The following is a 19549-nucleotide window of genomic DNA, read 5'->3' as shown; positions in this document are numbered from 1 at the left end:
AGTGATAGAACCGAGAAGCCTGGGCCAGCACCAACTCGCCAGAAACCGAGCCCAAATAAATAGCCGCTTCCGCCAGGCTGTTGGTAATCGCCGGCCGAGCCGCCGTCGGCAAGGGCAGGGTGGTCGAGCGATTCTCATGGTCGGTCCACACCACCGAATCGCCCGACACAGAAAGCCTGTGCGCCAGCGCATGACTCCAGCCAAAACCCAAGCCGCAATCCACTTCCACCGCACTGGTGCGGTACAAGCGCGTCCACTCGAACGGCAAGATACCGTCCAGCGCGCCATCGGTCAGGGTCAGCAGTTCCTCGCCGGTGACCATCGACACCGGGCAACCGTTCGTAACGGTTTTATCCGCAGAAGCCGCCGCATCGCCCTTCGGGTTCGACGCCACGGCCGGCACATCATCCACCGACTCGTGGCGCACCAACGCCGTACGTTGCGTCTTATTGCGCACCATCGGCACCGCGTTCGAAACCAGCGTATCGCCCGCCTTCAACGGCGCCACCGGCACCGCTTTGATCGGCGTCGCCGCACTCCCCAGCAGCACCGGCTTGGCCGTCTGCACATGGGTTTCCAGCCCAGGCCCCGGCACCTGCCTGGCCAGCAACTCCAACAGCGCCCGCGCCCGCCCGGACTTGATAGAGCTCAACACCTGAGCCCCCAGCCGAAGCTGCACCCCCAACCCCCGCGTAGCCCATATCAGCAACAGGTTTATCAGGACTTCGCCAGTGATCTCGCCCAACAGCTCATACATCTCGGGCGGCGGCAGCAGACGTATCCAGCTGACCATCGCCGACAAATAGATAAACAACAGCGGCTCATCACTGAGCACCAGAAAGCCTTGGGCGAGTGTGTCCTTGCCCAGTTTCAGCAGTTCATCGAGTTCGGCCTGGGAAAGGTACTGCAGCAGCTTTTCGCTGTTGGACTTAAGGTTCGCCAGCAGGTCGTACAGCTCGGTGATGTTGTCCCACAGGTTGTAAAACGCCTGGCCAATCCCGCTTGCAAAGGCCGCACCCTGTTTCGCGCTGCGCTTGAAGGGCGGGGCTTTGGCAAAATCGGCCCATTGAGGCTCGAAATGCTCGCGCCATTGCTTGCGCAGATCCGCTTCCAGCCCGACGATCACCGACTGGTAGGACGCATACAGCGCCTTGACGTGATCCTTGGAAACATTGGGGTAGAAAGTGACTCGGTATCGCTGGTCGCGAGTACATTCAGGCACTTCAAGCATGCCGCTGGGGCCGATGGTGCGGTGCAGCGGCGCGCCAAAGGGCGTGCCGTCCGGCGCAATGGCTTGCAGCGTGACCGGCGTGTTGCCGATGGGGACGAAGCGCGTGCTCTCGAACAGATGCACCAGGGTCAGCCCACCCTGGGCCTTGCATTGAGCGACGGTGCGACTGGGCGTGTCGGAAGAGATCGGCGCAACCAGTGCGACCTCGTCCCCGACCTTGAACACCTGCTCGACTTCCAGTGCCGAGCCACTGAAAAAGCTGTCGGCCCAGGCATCGAACGTGTTCAGGCAATTGCGCAAATCCCGCAGCACGCGTTCAACATCCGGCGCTTTGGGGTCCATGGGTGCCAGGACGAAGCTGGCCAGCGCCGGAATCAAAAGACGGCCCCGACAACCGAGGCCCTAACGAAAAGAACCATCTGCACTCCCTCGCACTGAATAATCAGGCGAGGGACTTTGCAGCGGTTTGCAGGGCAGGGGAGTAGAGCTTATCCGGCAGTTACGTGGGAAGTTTCAACAACCCTGTCGCGCAGCACCAGGCTGCACAGCGCCGGCAAAAACAACAGCGTCAACACCGTGCCCACCAGCACTCCGCCGATCAGCACATAGGCCAGGGACGACCAGAACACCGACAACGTCAGCGGAATAAAGGCCAGCGCCGCCGCCAGGGCGGTGAGGATCACCGGTCGCGCGCGACGCACGGTGGCTTCGACAATCGCTTCGCGTATGGGCATGCCGTGGTCCTGGTTCTGGCGAATCTGGTCGGTGAAGATCAGTGTGTTGCGCATCAGAATCCCGCCGATGCCGATCAGCCCGAGAATCGCGTTGAACCCGAACGGCTGGTTGAACAGCAGCAAGGTCGGCACCGCGCCAATCAGGCCCAGCGGCGCGGTGGCGAAGACCATGAACATCACGCCGAAGGAGCGCACTTGGAACATGATCACCGTGAGCGTCAGCAGGATCATGATCGGGAACAGCGCCGCCAGGGCGACGTTGGCCTTGGCGCTTTCTTCCACCGGACCGCCGATATCGATGTGGTAACCGACAGGCAACTTGGCGATCAGCGGCTGCAGGTCCTTGTACACGGCCATTTCCACGTCGGGCGGTTGTACGCCGTCGATGATGTCGGCGCGCACTTCCACCGTGGTCGCGCGGTTGCGGCGCTTGAGGATCGGTTCTTCCATCACCGCCTGGAAATGCCCCACCTGCGCCAGCGGTACCGAGGTGCCGGCGCTGTTGGTCAGGGTCATGTTGTTGAGGTTGCCCAGGTCTTCGCGTTGACTGCCCTGGGCGCGGGCCACCACCGACACCGTGCGGTTGCCTTCACGCACTTCGGTGATCGGGTTGCCGCTGAGCAGGGCATTGAGCTGGGACTTGACCTCATCGGGCGTGAAGCCGAGCAGGCGCAGGCGATCCTGGTCCAGCACCAGGCGATAACCGCTTGCGCGCTCGCCCCACTCGAGAAAGGCGTCGCGGGTCAGCCTGTTGTCGGCCACCACTTGACGCACCTGCTCGGAGAGCTCGCGCAGCACGTCCAGGTCCGGCCCGGAGACGCGGAACACCACCGGGAACGGCACCGGCGGGCCGAACACCAATTGCGTGACGCGCACCCGCGCCGCCGGAAACTCACCGGCGGCGATGCGCTCGCGCATGCGCACTTTCAACGCATCGCGGGCGTGGGAGTCCGGGGTTTGCACAATCAACTTGGCGAACGCCGGGTCCGGCATCTCAGGGTTCAACGACAGGAAAAAGCGCGGAGCGCCACCGCCCACATAGGTGTCGACCATGCTCGTCTGCGGTTCCTGCAGCAACGCTTTCTCCACCTGCGCCGCCACCGCTTCGGTGCTTTTGAAGGCGCTGCCGGGGGGCATGTACACCTCCAGGATCAGCTCCGAGCGGTCGGAATCAGGGAAGAACTGTTTCTTCACCACTGCCATGCCCAGGCCGCACAGCACAAACGCCGCCACCACCATCCCGGTCACCAGCCAGCGTCCGCGCACGCAGATCTCCACCAGGCTGCGCAGTTTCTGGTAATAGCGCCCGGCGTAAATCGCATCGTGCCCGCCGGGCACCGGCTTGATCTGCGGCAACAGCTTCACGCCCAGGTACGGGGTGAACACCACCGCCACCAGCCAGGAGGAAATCAGGGCAAAGCCCACGATCCAGAAGATGTTCCCGGCGTATTCGCCGGCCCCGGAGCGCGCGAACCCCACGGGCAGGAAGCCGATGATCGTCACCAGCGTGCCGGTCAGCATGGGCGCCGCCGTGGAGCTCCAGGCGTAGGTGGCCGCATGGATACGGTCGAAGCCTTCTTCGAGTTTCACCACCATCATTTCAATGGCGATGATCGCGTCGTCCACCAGCAGGCCCAGGGAAATGATCAGGGCGCCGAGGGTCACGCGGTCGAATTCACGCCCGGTGACCAGCATGATGACGAATACGATCGACAGCGTCAGCGGCACCGCCGCCGCCACCACCAGCCCCACACGAAAGCCCAGGGCCAGCAGGCTGATCAGCATCACCACGGCCAGAGCGACGAAGAACTTGAGCATGAACTCGTTCACCGCCAGGCTGATGTTTTTTGCCTGGTCAGACACCTTGGCGAAATTCACGCCCAGGGGCAGGTCGGCCTGGATCCGCGCTTCCTGGGCCTGCAGGCGCTTGTCCAGCTCCAGGCCGTTCCAGTGCTTCTCCATGATCACCCCGAGCATCAGCGCCGGGTCGCCCTGGTGGCGGATGCGGTAGCTGGGCGGGTCTTCATAGCCACGCCGCACCGTCGCCACATCGGCGATGCGCAGCACGCGGCCATTGACTTGCAAGGGCACGTTCTCGATCAGCGCCAGGCTGTCGAAGGCGCCATCGATACGGATATAGGCGCGGGCGCCGGCGGTTTCGACGAAGCCCGAAGGCGCCACGGCATTTTGCGCGGCGAGGGCGGCGAAGATCTGTTCGGGCTTGATGCCCAGGGTCGCCAGACGCTCATAGGAAAACTCGACAAACACACGCTGGGCCTGTTCGCCGAGGATATTGACCTTCTTCACCCCGGGCAGGTTGAGCAGGCCCTGGCGCAGCGTTTCGGCCATTTGCACTTGCTGGCGATGGGGCAGGTGTTCGGCCTCCAGGGCGTACAGCGCAAAGTACACATCCGAATATTCATCGTTGAAAAACGGCCCGATCACGCCTTTGGGCAGGTTCGCGGCTTCGTCGCTGAGCTTTTTACGGGTCTGGTAGAACAGGTCCTGTATTTCGCTCGGCCGCGTGGATTCGAGGAAGGTCATGCGCATCGAGACGAAACCCGGCTGGGCGATGGTCTCGACGCGGTCGTAGTAATCGAGTTCCTGCAGGCGCTTTTCCAGGCGGTCGGCCACCTGTTCCTGCATTTCCTCGGCGGTGGCGCCGGGCCAGGCGGCGGTGATGGTCATGACCTTGACCGTGAACGACGGGTCTTCGGCGCGCCCCAGTTTGCCGAACGCGAAGACCCCGGCGGCGATGATCGCGATGATCAGGAACAGCGTGACGGCGCGGTGCTTGACCGCCAGTTCCGAGAGGTTGATTGCACGCATGCTCATTGGTCCTGTTTGCGGTTGAGGGCCAGCGCCTGGGCGGGCAGCAGGCGCACCCGGTCACCGCTGTGCAGCAGGTGCGCGCCGAGGGCGACGATGGTTTGGCCAGGCGTGACGCCGCTGTCGAGCAGGGCTTCTTCCTGGCCGAGACTGGCGACTTTCACCGGGGCAAAACTGATCGTGTTGTCGTCAGCGATCAGCCACACGCCGGTGCCTTGCCCCGCATCCTGCAACGCACCGATGGGCACGCGGGTTTGCTGGGCCTGGCCGTCACCTTGCAGGCGCACGGTAATGGTGGAACCGAGGGCGAAACGCTCGACCGGGCCGTGCAGCACGTAGCGCGCGCGGTAGGTGCGGGTGGTGGGGTCGGCGCTGGCGGACAGCTCGCGCAGCGTCGCGGTAACGGCCTGGTCCGGCGCACCGAACGGGAAGGCCAGGGCGTTTTGCGCAGCCCGGGCGCGTTGCTGTTCCGGCAGGTTGACGATGGCTTCGCGGGCGCCGTCATGGGCCAGGCGCGCCACGATCTGCCCTTCGGCGACCACCTGGCCGCGATCAGCCAGCACGTCGGTGATGATGCCGTCGCCATCGGCCTTGAGTACCGAATAGGTGCGACGGTTCTCGATCTGGCTGGCATCCGATTGCGCCGCCGCCAGTTCCGCTTCGGCAACGCGCAGGTTGGTCGCCGACTGGTCGAAGATCTGCCGCGACACCGCGCCGGTGCTGGCCAGCCGTTGGTAGCGGTTTTCGTCGTCACGGCGCTGGCGCAACTGTGCCTGGGCGGCGTTGACGCGGTTTTTCGCCGAGCGCAACGCCAGTTCGAAGTCGCCGATATCCAGCACCAGCAGCGTGTCGCCACGGGACACGTGCTGGCCGGGATCGACCTTGCGTTCGATCACTTTGCCGCTGACCCGAAAGCCCAGGTTGCTTTCGGTGCGGGCCGCCACTACGCCGGTATACGCGCTTTGCTGGGCGCCGCCAGCCTCGACCTTGACGGCCAGCACCGGACGCGGTGGCGAGACTTGGGCGGCGTTGTCGGCCTGGCTGTTGCAGCCGCTGAGGATCATCAACAAGGCCAGGGGCGTGAAAAGGCGCAGGTGGAGAGGGGGCATGACAGACTCCTGGGTGATCATGGGAAAAAATTATGGACATAATTTTTTGCTCATATTATGGTCGAAATATAAATTAATCCAGCCCCGGATATTCCCCATGGCAAACGCCCCGGCACCTTCACGCAACTTGTTGTTTTTGCTGGTTGCCCTCACCGCATTGGGTGAAGTCTCGACGCAACTGATCATCCCGGGCCTGGGCGCCATCGAGCAGGCGCTGGCGGCGCCGCCAGGCTCGGCGTTGATGGCGCTGTCGGCGTTTGTCAGCGCATTCGGCCTGGGGCAGTTGCTGTTCGGGCCACTGTCGGACCGCATCGGCCGCCGCCCGGTATTGCTCGCCGGTCTGACGCTGTATGTGCTGGCGACGCTGTCGATGCTGCTGGTCACCGACATTCACCAATTTATCGCCGCCCGCGTGCTGCAAGGCCTGGGCGCGTGCGCCGCGCTGGTGCTGGCGCGCACCGTGGTGCGTGACGTATGGAAAGCCGAGGCAGGCCCGGCCCTGGCGCTGACCATGATCGGCATGCTCTATGCCATCGTGGTGGCGCCGATGGCGGGCGGCTTGCTGATCAAGCTGTTCGGCTGGCATGCGCCAATCATTCTCGCCCTGATGATCGGCAGCGTCGTGTGGCTGCTGGCGGTGCTGTTCTTTCGCGAGAGCAACCATTACCTCGACCCCAAGGCTGCGCATTGGCGCACCCTCGGCGGGCAGTACCTGGATTTGCTCAAGGGCCGCCCGTACCGCGCTTATGCGGTGGCGCTGGCCTGTACCTACGGCGCCATGTTTGCGGTGATTGCCGGTTCGTCGGCGGTGTTCATCAACCTGCTGGGTCTGAGCAGCCTGGAGTACGGCATCAACTTCGGCCTGATCGTGTCGATGCTGATCGTCGGTTCCACCTATACCCGGCGCAATATCCTGCGCCTCGGGCCGCAGCGGATTGTGACGATGGGCGTGACGCTGGTTGCCGCGGGCGGGGTGTTGGCACTGCTGATTTATGCGCTGTTCGGGCTCTCCGTGGCGGGCCTGGATATTCCCATAGCCCTGGCCACGCTTGGCGGCGGGCTGGTATTGCCCGGTGCGGTCACGGGTGGGGTGATGCCCAACGCCCACCGTGCCGGGCTGGCGGCCGGGCTGATGGGCTTCGCGCAGATGTTCGGCGCCACTTGCAGCGGCGTGCTGTTGAGCCAGCTACGCGATGGCAGCGCGACGCCGATGATCGTCATCCAGGCCGCCTTTGCCGTCACGGCGTTCGTTGCCTTTCATCTGTTGCGTCAGCGCGCGCCCAAAGCACTGTCCTATACATAGGACGATCAGGGCCGCTTTCGCCGGCTAGTGCTCTGCGGCTTTGGGACTTATGGTGTAGGCACTTTGGAGGTACACCATGAAAAAACTGATCGGTCTCTACACCAGCCCCCGCGCCCATTGGGTCGGCGACGGCTTTCCGGTACGCACGCTGTTTTCCTACGACACCATGGGCAAACACATCAGCCCATTCCTGTTGCTGGACCACGCCGGCCCGGCCGATTTCACCCCCACCGAAACTCGTCGCGGCGTTGGCCAGCACCCGCATCGCGGCTTTGAAACGGTGACCATCGTCTATGACGGCGAAGTCGAGCACCGCGATTCCACCGGCGCCGGCGGCAAAATCGGCCCGGGCGATGTGCAATGGATGACGGCGGCCAAGGGCATTCTCCATGAGGAATTCCACTCTGAAGCCTTTGCTCGCACAGGCGGGGCATTGGAGATGGTGCAACTGTGGGTCAACCTGCCGGCCAAGGACAAAATGGCCGACGCCGGTTACCAGACCATCGTCAATGGCGACATCCCGGTATTGCCGCTGGCGGGCGACGCGGGGCAACTGCGCCTGATCGCCGGTGAATTCGCCGGTACCCAGGGGCCTGCCCGTACCTTCACGCCCATTGACGTGTGGGACCTGCGCCTCAATCCAGGTAAGGCCGTGACGCTGGACCTGCACGCCGGGCGCAACACCGCGCTGGTGATCCTGAGCGGAACCGTGCAAGTCAATGGCGATGAAGTCGCGCGCCAGGGGCAATTGGCGTTGTTCGAGCGTGACGGTGACCGCATCACCCTGGAGTCCAACGACGACGCCAAGGTGCTGCTGCTCAGCGGCGAGCCGATTGACGAGCCCATCGTTGGCCACGGCCCGTTCGTGATGAACACCGAGCAGGAGATCCACCAAGCGTTTGCCGATTTCCAATCCGGCAAGTTCGGGCGGATGCAGGCCTGAATGCCAGTCTGTTAAGCGTACACCGCCTTCTGTAGGAGCGAGGGGGCGCCTAGCTCTTGCTCGCGAAAAACGTCAATGTCAACGATAACGCGTGCTACCTGACTCAACGCGGCGCCTGTGATTTTTTCGCGAGCAAGCTCGCTCCTACATAAAGCAGCCGCGCCCACCCGTAACCACGATGCGCAGCGAGTCGCTTTTGATCTTGATCTCAGGCGCCCCGTTAAACCACGCTGGCCGCACGCAGGCTTGAATTCGTGGGTAACCCGGCAGGACGCCGGGTTAGCCGCACTGGGCCATGGATGGCCCATTGCGGCGGCCCACGGATTCAAGCCGGAGAGAGGGCACACCGAGCCCAAGCGAGGTGCCGAGTGGTGGGGCAAGAGCGTTTTGCTTACTTTTGCGCTTTTCAAAAGTGAGCCGCTGTAAAAGCGGAACCCATAGCAGCCGTGACCGCAGAAACGGATATGTACTCGATCTGATCCAACATCCTGGTCGGCCCAGAGGCCGCCATCGGGGGCAAGCCCCCTCCCACAGTGGACCACGGCGTGTCAGTTGAGTAGCCGTCGGCCGGCAGCAAGCCCCCTCCCACATTTGCTATACCCGTCAATCCCATTTCATGCGATCTTCTCGGCATTCGCCCTGGAGTCGCCCGGATGCCCTCATTTATCGCTGAAAACCCGATGGTGTGCGCCCTGGCGCTGATCCTCATCGACATCGCCGTATGGCGCCTTATCACCCCCACGCTGGCCAACTGGAAACTCGCCGCGCGGCTGGTGATCTTCGCGGTGTTCAGCGCAGTGTTGTTCAACGACGGCATGAACCCCATGCAGGCGGCGCCCTATGTCGACGACACCGCCCGGCACCTGGCGGCCACGGCCTTGCAGATCGGCTGGTGGCTGTTCGCCGCGCGCACCCTCACGGTCCTGCTCGGCGCGGTGATGATGCAGCGGGTCGGCCACACCGGGCGCTTGTTGCAGGACCTGATGGGCGCGGTGATTTTCCTGATCGCGATCATCGCCGCCATGGCCTACGTGCTCGACCTGCCGGTCAAGGGCGTGCTCGCCACCTCCGGCGCCGTGGCGATCATCGTCGGCCTGGCGCTGCAAAGCACCCTGAGCGACGTGTTTTCCGGGATCGTGCTCAACACCACCAAGCCTTACCAGATCGACGACTGGATCTCCATCGACGGCACCGAAGGCCGCGTCACCGATATCGACTGGCGCGCCACACGCCTGCAGACCTCCCAGGGCAGCCTGGCGGTGATCCCCAACTCCCTGGCGGCCAAGGCCAAGATCATCAACTTCTCGCGCCCGGCGGACATGTTCGGCCTGACGGTCAGCCTGCAAGTCAGCCCCCATGCGCGCCCGCAAACCGTGATCGAGGCCCTTGAACGGGCGATGCAGGGCTGTCGCGCGCTGTTGGCCAAGCCGGCGCCCAGCGTAGCGTTCAAGGCCTCGGCCAGTGGCGGCGTGGAATATGAAATCAGCGGTTTCGTGCCGGCCATGGGCCTCAAGCGCGAAGTGCGCAACCAGCTTTACGACCTGGCCTTCCGGCATTTGCAGGCGGCGGGCGTGGGGCTGTTGTCCGCCACTGAAGGCAGTACGCCCGCCACGGTCTCCGGCGCGCGGGCACTGCTTGAGCGGTCGTCGATCTTCTCCACCCTGCGCCAGGAAGAAAAGGACACCTTCAGCCAGAACATGACCCTGCACACCTACCGCGCCGGCGACATGATCCTGCCGGCGGGGGAGGTCAGCGATCACCTGTTCATCATCGAGTCCGGCGTGGTCTCGGTGATGCTGGTCAAGGGCGGCCACACGTTCGAGGCCGGGCGCATGGGGCCGGGTGAGGTGATTGGCGAATCGGGCATCCTCACCGATCAGGCCACCCTGGCGGATTTCACCGCCAAGACCTTCTGCACGCTGTACCGCATCGAAAACGAATACCTCAAGCCTTGCCTGGACGCGCGCCATGACATCGGCGAAGCCATGAAGGCGCTGCTGGACTTCCGTGTGCACGCCGCCCAGGCGCTGACCGAAGACGCGCCGGTGGTGCCGGTGAAGAAAGGTTTCCTGCAGTGGTTGAGGAGCCGTGGCCTGTAGATTGGTCACCTGTTCTTCGCCCGGATTGGCTATTTCTCCAGAACGCCCAGGTGACTAATCTGCGCACCAATCCCCACCGTTCTGGAGTTCCACCATGCAAACCCGTACCGATTTCTACACCGCTTCCCCGGACGCGATGAAGGCCATGCTGGCCCTGGAGGCGGCAGTCGGCAAACTGTCCATCGAACTGCCGCTGCTGGAACTGGTGCGCCTGCGCGTCTCGCAAATCAACGGCTGCGCATTCTGCCTGGACATGCACACCGCCGATGCGCGCAAGGGCGGTGAAACCGAGCGCCGCCTGTACACCCTGTCGGCCTGGCGTGAAACGCCGTTCTTCACCCCGCGTGAACGCGCCGCCCTGGCCTGGGCCGAAAGCCTGACCCTGCTCAGCCAGACCCACGCTCCCGATGAAGACTTCAACACCCTGGCGGCCGAGTTCAGCGCGCAGGAACAGGTCGACCTGAGTGTGGCGATTGCCACCATCAACAGTTGGAATCGCCTGGCGGTGGGGTTCCGCAAGATGCCCAAATAATCAGAAATTCACTGATGCACTCAGGCGCGCCGTCAACGGCGCGCCCTGGAACAGATAGTCATCGCCCATGTACTCGCCGGCGTCGCGCCAGTAGCGCTTGTCGAACAGGTTGTCGACGCTCAGGCGAAACACGGTTTCATAGCCATCGACTTTGGTGGTGTAGCGGCTGCCGATATTGACCACCGCATAATCGCCCACTTCCACATTGCCGGTGCGGTTGGCGTACTTTTTGGCGCTGTATTGCACACCGCCGAGCACCGCCAGGCCATTGACCCACGGCAACGCATAATCGGCGTACAGGCTGGCGCGCAGCGTGGGCACGTTGATCGCCTGGTGGTCTTCATAGTCCGGCGTGCCGCTGCCGCTCACCCGTGCCCGAATCGCGGCCACGCTGGTTGCGATCTGCAGGCGGTCGGTGGCCCAGCCATTGGCGGACAGTTCGATCCCGGTGTTTTTCTGCTGGCCTTGTTGCACGTAGGTGAAGCCGCCACTGTCGGGCTTGGCGTACTGGTAAGCCTGGCGCGTCTGGAACACGGCGGCGGCGAAGCTGATACGGCGCCAGTCGTATTTCACCCCGGCTTCGAGCTGGCGCGAGAGCGTTGGCGCCAGTGTCTCGTCCGCGTTTTTTGCGAACCACGGCGCAGTGCCGCCCAAAGACAGGCCCTTGCTGTAACTGGTGTACAGCGAAACGTTGTCCACCGGTTTGTAGATCAATGAGGCCTGGGGCAGGAACACGTACTGCTGGGTATGGCGTGTTTGGTTGCCGGTGACGCCGTCGAAGGCTTTTTCATCCAGGCGCACTTCGCGGCCACCGAGGAGGGTTTGCCATTGCTCGTTGAAGCGGATGCGGTCGGTGACGAACAGCCCGTACTGGCGGCTGTCGAGGTTGCGCTGGCTGTCGTTCAACGGCTTGTCGGTGGGGGTAAAACTCGGCACCTGTTCGTCGATATTGGCGGTGCCAATCATCTCGTTGACCGACTTGCGCTTGTCGATCACCCGGCGAAAGGCGCTGGTGCCGAAGGTCAGTTCATGGCCGATGCCGGCGGTGTCGAACAGGCCGGTCATGGCCGCCTGGATTTCGTCGTCGCGACGCGTATCGTCGGGGCTGCGGTAGTCGTAGACGTCGTAATTGCCTTCGGGGCTGAAGTAGTTCGGCACGCTTGCCGAGCTGCAGCTGGTCGAGCCGTAGCAGCCCCAGGCAAATGAGCTGTAATCGTCAATCACTACCTTGCTGCGCGCCGCGCTGATGTTGCCTTTCCACTGATCGCTGAAACGGTATTCGAATTTGCCGTTGAGGTTCAGTGAGTCGATGCCCACCTGCTTGCCCCCGGTCTGATGGCCCAGCAGCTTTTTCGGCGAGGCGTCGTGAGGCACTTCGGTGCCGCCCAGCAGTTGATAACCCGGCACGGAGCGCTGCTGTTTGTTCTGGTACTCGGCATCCAGTTGCAGCACGGCGTCGGGGCTGATGTTCCAGTCAAAGGCCAGGGACACAAAGTCGCGCTGGCCGTTGGCGTGTTCCACGTAGGTATTGAGGTCTTCATGGGCGACGTTGGCGCGCAGGCCAAATTGTTGCTCGCTGCCAAACCAGCCGCCGACATCGGTGGCGAGATAACCGCTGCCGCGATCATCGGTGGACACCGTCACCGAACGCACATCCTCAGGGCGCTTGGTCACGTAGTTGATCACGCCGCCGGGTTCGGAAATGCCGCTCTGCAACCCGGCCAGGCCCTTGAGCACTTCGACCTGTTGCTTGTTTTCCAGGGCGACGTTCTGCTCGCCGGTGATGGTGCGCCCATTGATCTTGTAGCTGCTGGCCGCATTCAGCGAGAAACCACGCACCACGAAGTTTTCGTAGTAGCCGATGGGCGCATAGCTGTCGCCCACCGAGGCGTCGTTGCGCAGCACTTCACTGAGCAGTCGGGCTTGCTGGTCCTTGATCAGGGCTGCGTTGATCACGCTGATGGAGGCCGGGGTATCGAGCAGGGGCGCTTCATCGAAGCCGCCGACCGCGGCGGTATCAGTGCGATAACCGGACTCATCCTGGCCCTGGACCTTCACCGCCGGCAGTTCGATCTGCGCCGCCAGGCTATTACCGATGCCGCCACTGAGGAGCAGGCCGAGGGCGAAATGTGACGTGACGACGGGACGAAAACGCAAAACCATGGGCAAGGCCTTAAAGCGCTGGGCGGGGGGCGCATAAGCTAGGGGGAAGTGCGGGACTTTACAAGATGCCCGTAAGGACTCGGTCAAAATGTGGGAGGGGGCTTGCCCCGATGCCAGTCTGTAGGAGCGAGCTTGCTCGCGAAAAACTCACAGGCACCGCGTTTATTCGGGAATCACGCGTTATCGTTGACGTTTTTCGCGAGCAAGCTCGCTCCTACAAAAAGCCTTCTGACTGGCATCAGGGCTTGTTCCCTCCCACAGTGTGGATCACGTCAGGCTTGGGCACCGCACCGCTGCGCAATATGTTGCGTGCTGTCCCCGAAGGCGAAGCATCAGCGCATACTCCAACTGCCTTCTGGCAGGCGCTGCGCGAGGTGCAGTTGATTTCACCTCGCGCGCCTCTGCCGCGTTAACTTCAGGAGTTCAACCATGAAAATCGATGTAAGCGGCAAAGTGGCGATCGTCAGTGGCAGCACCGCCGGCATTGGCCTGGGCATCAGCCAGGCCCTGGCGCAATCCGGCGCCACCGTGGTAGTGATCGGGCGTGACAGCGGCAAAGTCGACGCTGCGTTGGCGGGCATTCGCCAGGCGGTGCCGGGCGCCAATCTGCGTGGGCTGGTGGCCGACCTGGGTACGGCCGAAGGCGCCGAGGCACTGTTCGCCGCCGAACCGCGCGCCGACATCCTGGTCAACAACCTGGGCATCTTCAATGATGTGGACTTCTTCGAGGCGCCGGACAGTGAATGGACGCGCTTCTATGAGGTCAATGTGATCTCGGGCGTGCGCCTGGCGCGGCATTACGTGCCGGGGATGGTCGAGCAGGACTGGGGGCGGGTGATCTTCGTGTCATCCGAATCCGGCGTGGCGACCCCGGCGGACATGATCAATTATGGCGTGACCAAAAGTGCCAACCTGGCGGTGTCCCATGGCCTGGCCAAGCGCCTGGCAGGTACCGGTGTGACGGTGAATGCGATCCTGCCGGGGCCGACCTTTACCGACGGCCTGGAACACATGCTCAAGGACGCCACGCAAAAATCCGGGCGCACCGCACGGGACGAGGCTGATGTGTTTGTGCGCAGTGCGCGGCCGACGTCGATCATCCAGCGTGCGGCAAATGTGGATGAAGTGGCCAACCTGGTGGCGTACATTGCTTCACCGCTGTCGTCTGCCACTACTGGTGCCGCGTTGCGGGTCGACGGTGGCGTGGTCGACAGCATGGCGATCTGATTTTTAATGTTCTGGAGTATTTATCGTGGCAACAGCGTCTTCTGTGATTGAAATCCCTGCGTCGGCGGACCAGGTCTGGAACCTGATCGGCGGCTTCAACAGCCTGCCTGACTGGCTGCCCTTTATCGCCAGGAGCGAGCCGGGCGAAGGCGGCCGCGTGCGCCACCTGCATACCGCTGATGGCGGCGAGATCGTCGAGCGGTTGCAGACTTTTGACAATGTGGCGCGCACCTACAGCTACACCATTGAACAGTCGCCGTTTCCGGTGAGCGCTTACCTTGCGACCTTGCAGGTTGAAGCCTTGACTGACGCGTCGGCAAAAGTGACCTGGTCCGGTGTGTTCACACCGGTTGCGGGCACCACGGACGCGGCGGTGGAGGAGCTCTTTACCGGCGTGTACGGCGATGGCCTGAAGGCCTTGCGCGCCAATTTTCCCGGCTGACGCCTATCGGGGGTGGGAGCTGCGCTAACGCTCAACAGCTCTCACACTCGACAGATAGGCATGGGCTGCGGCGACGGCCTGCGCAGGCGTTAACGCTGCCGTATCGAGCGTGAAGGGCGGGCTGTCCCAGGCTTCATACTCATGTGCCAGCACCGATGGCCATGTCGGCGGCAACAGTCCTGGAATATCGCCCTCACGGCTTTCCACTCTGCGCCGATGCTCCTGCCGATCAGAACACACCACCCGGATATCGATCAGTTCGACGCCCGCCGCCAGGGCCACGGCCCGCCAAGCCTCACGGCTTTCGCTTACCGGGTTCACACAGTCAGCGATCACCCGCTGGCCCACACGCACATTACTCAATGCCAGCGCATTCGCCACGCCGTAGCCTGCGGCACCCACATCGCCGGCCAGTGCACCAGACTCGCGCAGCGCTTGTTCGATCACATCGATGCGCAGATAAACCGCGCCGATCCGGCGTGCCAGCTCCCTGGCAATCGTGGTCTTGCCGGTGCCGGGCAGGCCGCTGAATACGATAAGCATGGTCCACCAATCCTTTTGTAGGAGCGAGCTTGCTCGCGAAAAACGTTAACGATAACGCGTAGCGCCAGGTAAAACCTGTTGCCCTTGCGCTTTTCGCGAGCAAGCTCGCTCCTACAGGGGTGGTAGAGTAGGGCTGCTCAGTTGACCACAGGACTGCCCATGACTTTACCCTTCGTGAAGATGCACGCCCACGGCGACGACTTCATCATCATCGACCGCCGTGGCCAGGATAACCCCATTACCCCGCAAATCGCCCGGCGCCTGGGGGACCGACATACCGGTATCGGTTTCAATCAGCTCGCCGTGATTCTCGACTGCGAAGACGCCGCCGCCCGCGTGCAATTCTGGAACACCGACGGCACGCCCCTGCAAACCTGCGGCAGTGCGACACGCGGCGTTGCTGATCGCCTGATGCATGAAACCGGCACCCACGCCATTGTGCTGCGCACCGACCGAGGTTTGCTGACATGCGTGCGCGTCAGTGGCCAGCGCGTCTCGATAGACATGGGGGCGCCTTCGTTGGAGTGGGCCGGCGTGCCGCTGTCCAGGGCGATGGACACCCGCGTGCTGCCTATCGACGGTGAGCCGGCTGCCTGCGGCATGGGCAACCCGCACTGCACGTTTTTCGTGGACGACATCGCCGTCGTCGATGTCCAGGCCATCGGACCGGCCCTGGAACGTCACCCGCTGTTTCCGGCCAGGACCAATGTGCATTTTGTCCAGGTGCTTGACCGCAACCGTATCCGCCTGCGCATCTGGGAACGTGGCGGTGGCGTGCCTTTAGGCTCCGGGTCGTGTTGCTGCGCGGCGGTGGTCAACGGGGTGCGGCGCGGGCTGCTCGATGACAAGGTAGAAGTCGAATGCGACGGCGGCACGCTGACGGTGCAGTGGGACGGGCAGGGCGGGGTGGTATTGACGGGCAGCGTCGAGCCGATCATGCAAGGTACGGCGTACTTGCCTGGAACGTCACGCTGAAGGTGGTGCCGCGCGTCGCGCAGGAGCTAACCGCCACATCGCCGCCGTGCACCCTGGCCAGTTCGCGCACGATATAAAGGCCCAGGCCCACGCTGCGCACATCGCTGCCCTGGTGGGTGCCGCGGGTCATGGGCTCGAACAGCCCGGCCAGCAACGTCTGCGGAATCGGCGCGCCGTAGTTGTGTACCGACACCTCAGCGCCCCAGGCACCCAGGCGCGAGGTGATGGTGACCGGCTGTAGCAGGTCGCCATAGGCCACGCTATTGGCGACGAGGTTGCCGATCACCTGCTGCACACGGTCGGCGTCCAAGCACGCGTTGCCAAGGCCCTGGGTTTGATGCACCAGCGTGGCACTGGGGAAGGCCACCCGCAGTTCGTCCACGGCGCGATGAATCACGTCGTGCAGATCCAGCGGTTGGGCCCTGATGGTGATGCCCTGGCCGACCCGGGCCTGGGTGAAGTCCAAAAGGTCGGCAATCATGCGCTGGGCGCGCTCGGACGACTGGTCGATATGCCCAAGCAACTGGAGTTCCTTGGGCGTGCGCTCGCCGCGTCGAAGAAAGTCCGACGCCATGCGGATCGCGCTCAGCGGGTTCTTCAAGTCGTGGCTGACAATCGCCACCATCTGTTCGGCGAACAACGCGCGTTGCTGGGCAATGGCATAGGCCTCGCTCAGTTCGGCCTGGGCCTGATGCAGGGCCCGTTCGGTGGCGGTTTTTTCTTCAAGCAGCGCTTCGGCCAGCTTGCGTGCGTTGAGCAGCTCGCGCTCGTACTTGTCGCGGTCGGTGGTGCCGAACAGCGCCAGGTCGTACACCACGCCCGCGGCCTGCTGGCGCTGACTGGCATTGAGCAGCACCGTGACTTTGTGCCCGTCGCGATGGCGAATGTCGAGCTTCACCTCGTTGACGCTGCCATGCATACGCAGCATCGGCGCCAGATGGGTCTGGTAGAAAATCCGTCCGCCCATGGTCAGCAGGTCTTGAAAGCGTTGCCCGATCAGTTGGGCTGCGTTGAGGCCGAGCCAGTCGCTCAAGCGCTGGTTGGCGTGCACAATCGTACCGTCTTGCCGGGTCATCGCCAGGGCACAGGCGGCGTTGTCGAACAGCGCGTCAGCCGGCATTGGCGATTGCCCAGGGCGCCAGAAACGTGTCCATCGCCGCGGCGCACGCCTGGGGCGCACTCATGTGCGGGCAGTGGCCGATGTTGTCCACCAGGTGATAGGTGTTGTTGGGCAGCACGGCATGCAGGTATTCGCCAACGGCCACGGGCGCGATCAAGTCGTCGCTCGACTGCAGGATCAATACGGGCGTGGTCAGGCCGATCACATCCTGGCGGTTGTCCGAAAGAAAGGTCACCCGCGCAAATTGCCTGGCGATGTCGGGTTCGGTGCGGCAGAAACTCGCGGTCAGTTCGGCGCTCAGTTCAGGTTGGTCCGGGGCGCCCATGATCACCGGCGCCATGCTGCCGGACCAGCCCAGGTAGTTGCTGTCGAGGGTGTCGAGCAGGTCGTCGATATCGTCGCGCTTGAAACCGCCGACATAGCCGTCGGTGTCGATATAGCACGGCGATGGGCCAATCATCACATGCGCCGCCACGCGCCCCGGGGCGAGACGGTCGGCAAGGGTGCCGATCATTGCGCTGACCGAGTGCCCCACCAGAATCACCGGGCCTTGGGCGTAGGCGTCGATAATTTCGTTGAGATCGCGGGCATAGCCGCCCAACGTCGCGTATTTGTCTTTATCGAACGCGCTGAGGTCCGACAGCCCGGCACCGACCAGGTCATACAGGACCACGCGAAAGCGTTCGAGAAAATGCGGCGCCAGGGCATTCCACATCGCCTGGTTGCAGCCAAAGCCATGGGAAAACACCAGGGTCGAAGCCCCTTGGCCCATCACACTGACGTTGTTGCGGTGACGTAGGTCCATGGCGTTCTCGTAGATGGCTTAGTGCTATGCGGCGTAGCGGCAGTTTAGAGAGTCGCGGGCCCTGGGTCACGCGCTTGCACGCAGATAGGGTAAAGTCGGCGCCTTCAGGAAGAAACTTCAGGTAACAATACATGATGGTGATGCTACGGCAATCAGTCTTGAGCGTGCTGGTTCTGTTACTGGCCAGTCTGTTGATCACCGCCAGGGCCGACACTTCGCCTATCGGCGTTGCGCTTGACCAGCGCGTCATTGACCTGACCAACACCCTCGACGCGGACAGCGTCCAGCGCCTCAAGCAGCAACTGGCCGACCTGGAGCAGCGCAAAGGCGCGCAAGTCGCCGTATTACTGGTGCCCAGCACCGGTGATACCGCCATCGAGGACTATGCCAACCAACTGTTCCGCGCCTGGAAGCTGGGGCGCAAGGACGTCGACGACGGCATCCTGCTGGTGGTGGCCAAGAACGATCACACCTTGCGCATCGAGGTGGGGTACGGGTTGGAAGGCACGGTCACCGACCTGCTGGCCCATCGCATCATCGAAGAGCGCATTACGCCGGCGTTTCGCCAGGGCGACTTTGCCGGCGGTGTTCAACAGGGCGTGGACGCGCTGACCGTGCTGGTGGACGGCGGCGACTTGCCCAAAGTGGCCGAGCGCGGGATCAACCCGCAATTCATCGCGCTGTTGGCGGCGTTTGTGCTGGGTGGCCTGCTGGGTGCGCTGCTCGCCGCTGGTAAATTGCATTGGCGCAAGGCTTTGATCGCCGCAGTGGCGGCCACGCTGTTGCTGACGCTGCTGGGCGGAGGTCAGGAATGGCCGATGTTTCTGTTTATCATACCGTTCACCTTGTTGATCGGCGGTGCCCTGTTTGGCGCATTGTGGCAGGTGCGGGCGCTGTTCTACGGCGTGATCGGGTTGTTGGTCTATATTGCCGCCCTGGTGGTGGCGGACCGCTACGTGGACGTCAGTTTCATCCACTGGTTGCTGTGGCCGGTATGCGTGTTGGTGGTGCTGGGGTTGTACCTGGTGCTGCTGCTGATCATGCGGCAAACCTGGCGAACCAGCCGCACCGGTTTTATCGTGCGCCTGGTGGCGGCGGTCGTGGTGTATGGGGTGGCCGGGCTGGTGATCGATCACGGCCGCGACGGTTGGCTGCTGGCGTTCCCTATCGCGTCGTTCGTGGCGTTGATTCTTTTCGGCAAGGTCGGCGAGGGCTCGGGGTCTGGGTCGGGCGGTGGCTCCGGTTCGAGCTCCAGCGGTTCCAGCTCCAGCAGCAGCTCGTCCGGTGGGGGTGGTTCCAGTGGTGGCGGCGGGGCGTCGGGGAGTTGGTAACGGGGTAGAAGACGCCACTGAGATCCAAATGTGGGAGGGGGCTTGCCCCCGATAGCGGTGGTTCAGTCAATACCTACAGTGACTGACACACCGCCATCGGGGGCAAGCCCCCTCCCACAGTTTTGACCGAGTTGGGCATGCCAGGTTGGCTGGTTGCAGCTCG

General features: G+C 63.2%; 15 protein-coding genes. 8 read left to right on the top strand and 7 right to left on the bottom strand.

Annotation, left to right across the window (positions count from 1 at the left end; all coding sequences use genetic code 11):
* The 3 genes from BFP89_RS06920 to BFP89_RS06910 all read right to left on the bottom strand — a co-directional run.
* Nucleotides 1-1609 (bottom strand): DUF6531 domain-containing protein (locus BFP89_RS06920; RefSeq protein WP_256097328.1); only part of this gene is annotated, 1609 nt, incomplete at its 3' end.
* Between the two features lie 110 nt (nucleotides 1610-1719).
* Complete coding sequence (locus BFP89_RS06915; RefSeq protein ID WP_065884782.1) at nucleotides 1720-4794, bottom strand: efflux RND transporter permease subunit; 3075 nt, start codon at nucleotides 4792-4794, stop codon at nucleotides 1720-1722.
* Between the two features lie 2 nt (nucleotides 4795-4796).
* Complete coding sequence (locus tag BFP89_RS06910) at nucleotides 4797-5903, bottom strand: efflux RND transporter periplasmic adaptor subunit (protein WP_065884781.1); 1107 nt, start codon at nucleotides 5901-5903, stop codon at nucleotides 4797-4799.
* 97 nt (nucleotides 5904-6000) lie between these two features.
* Here BFP89_RS06910 and BFP89_RS06905 point away from each other — a divergent pair, with 97 nt between their 5' ends.
* The 4 genes from BFP89_RS06905 to BFP89_RS06890 all read left to right on the top strand — a co-directional run bounded on the left by BFP89_RS06905 (nucleotide 6001) and on the right by BFP89_RS06890 (nucleotide 10780).
* Nucleotides 6001-7206 (top strand): multidrug effflux MFS transporter, encoded by a 1206-nt coding sequence (locus BFP89_RS06905; RefSeq protein WP_065884780.1) that lies wholly within the window; start codon nucleotides 6001-6003, stop codon nucleotides 7204-7206.
* Between the two features lie 76 nt (nucleotides 7207-7282).
* Nucleotides 7283-8149, top strand: coding sequence for a pirin family protein (locus BFP89_RS06900; RefSeq protein WP_065884779.1), 867 nt, complete (start codon nucleotides 7283-7285; stop codon nucleotides 8147-8149).
* A 653-nt stretch (nucleotides 8150-8802) separates the two neighbouring features.
* Entirely contained in the window at nucleotides 8803-10248 is a 1446-nt protein-coding gene (locus BFP89_RS06895; RefSeq protein WP_065884778.1) for a mechanosensitive ion channel family protein, read from the top strand.
* A gap of 94 nt (nucleotides 10249-10342) precedes the next feature.
* A complete protein-coding gene (locus tag BFP89_RS06890) occupies nucleotides 10343-10780 on the top strand; it encodes a carboxymuconolactone decarboxylase family protein (protein ID WP_012723763.1) in 438 nt (145 codons plus the stop codon).
* On the opposite strand, the gene BFP89_RS06885 is transcribed toward BFP89_RS06890, so the two are convergent.
* Complete coding sequence (locus BFP89_RS06885; RefSeq protein WP_065884777.1) at nucleotides 10781-12943, bottom strand: TonB-dependent siderophore receptor; 2163 nt, start codon at nucleotides 12941-12943, stop codon at nucleotides 10781-10783.
* A gap of 429 nt (nucleotides 12944-13372) precedes the next feature.
* Between BFP89_RS06885 and BFP89_RS06880 the strand changes: the two genes are divergently transcribed.
* Together BFP89_RS06880 and BFP89_RS06875 are read left to right on the top strand one after the other, a co-directional pair.
* Nucleotides 13373-14170, top strand: coding sequence for an SDR family NAD(P)-dependent oxidoreductase (locus BFP89_RS06880; protein ID WP_065884776.1), 798 nt, complete (start codon nucleotides 13373-13375; stop codon nucleotides 14168-14170).
* Between the two features lie 25 nt (nucleotides 14171-14195).
* Nucleotides 14196-14612: an SRPBCC family protein gene (locus BFP89_RS06875; RefSeq protein WP_065884775.1), complete on the top strand. Its 417-nt coding sequence runs from the start codon at nucleotides 14196-14198 to the stop codon at nucleotides 14610-14612.
* 24 nt (nucleotides 14613-14636) lie between these two features.
* Here BFP89_RS06875 and BFP89_RS06870 read toward each other — a convergent pair whose 3' ends face one another.
* Nucleotides 14637-15155, bottom strand: coding sequence for an AAA family ATPase (locus BFP89_RS06870; RefSeq protein WP_065884774.1), 519 nt, complete (start codon nucleotides 15153-15155; stop codon nucleotides 14637-14639).
* Between the two features lie 159 nt (nucleotides 15156-15314).
* Here BFP89_RS06870 and dapF point away from each other — a divergent pair, with 159 nt between their 5' ends.
* Nucleotides 15315-16130: a diaminopimelate epimerase gene (dapF, locus tag BFP89_RS06865; protein WP_065884773.1), complete on the top strand. Its 816-nt coding sequence runs from the start codon at nucleotides 15315-15317 to the stop codon at nucleotides 16128-16130.
* Here the strand turns inward: dapF and BFP89_RS06860 are convergent.
* Complete coding sequence (locus BFP89_RS06860; protein ID WP_065884772.1) at nucleotides 16090-17250, bottom strand: PAS domain-containing sensor histidine kinase; 1161 nt, start codon at nucleotides 17248-17250, stop codon at nucleotides 16090-16092. The two genes, dapF and BFP89_RS06860, sit on opposite strands and share 41 nt — an antisense overlap.
* Nucleotides 17240-18055 carry an alpha/beta fold hydrolase gene (locus BFP89_RS06855; RefSeq protein WP_065884771.1) on the bottom strand — a complete coding sequence of 272 codons (816 nt, stop codon included), beginning with the start codon at nucleotides 18053-18055 and terminating at the stop codon, nucleotides 17240-17242. The genes BFP89_RS06860 and BFP89_RS06855 overlap by 11 nt, the downstream gene beginning before the upstream one ends.
* A 131-nt stretch (nucleotides 18056-18186) precedes the next feature.
* Between BFP89_RS06855 and BFP89_RS06850 the strand changes: the two genes are divergently transcribed.
* Nucleotides 18187-19386 carry a TPM domain-containing protein gene (locus BFP89_RS06850; protein WP_065884770.1) on the top strand — a complete coding sequence of 400 codons (1200 nt, stop codon included), beginning with the start codon at nucleotides 18187-18189 and terminating at the stop codon, nucleotides 19384-19386.
* The last annotated feature ends 163 nt before the right edge of the window (nucleotides 19387-19549 follow it).

This window comes from Pseudomonas sp. 31 R 17 (assembly GCF_900004915.1).
GTDB classification, from domain to species: Bacteria; Pseudomonadota; Gammaproteobacteria; order Pseudomonadales; family Pseudomonadaceae; genus Aquipseudomonas; species Aquipseudomonas orientalis_A.
Note: the sequence above shows the minus strand (reverse complement) of the source record. Positions and strands in the feature narration are given on the sequence as shown.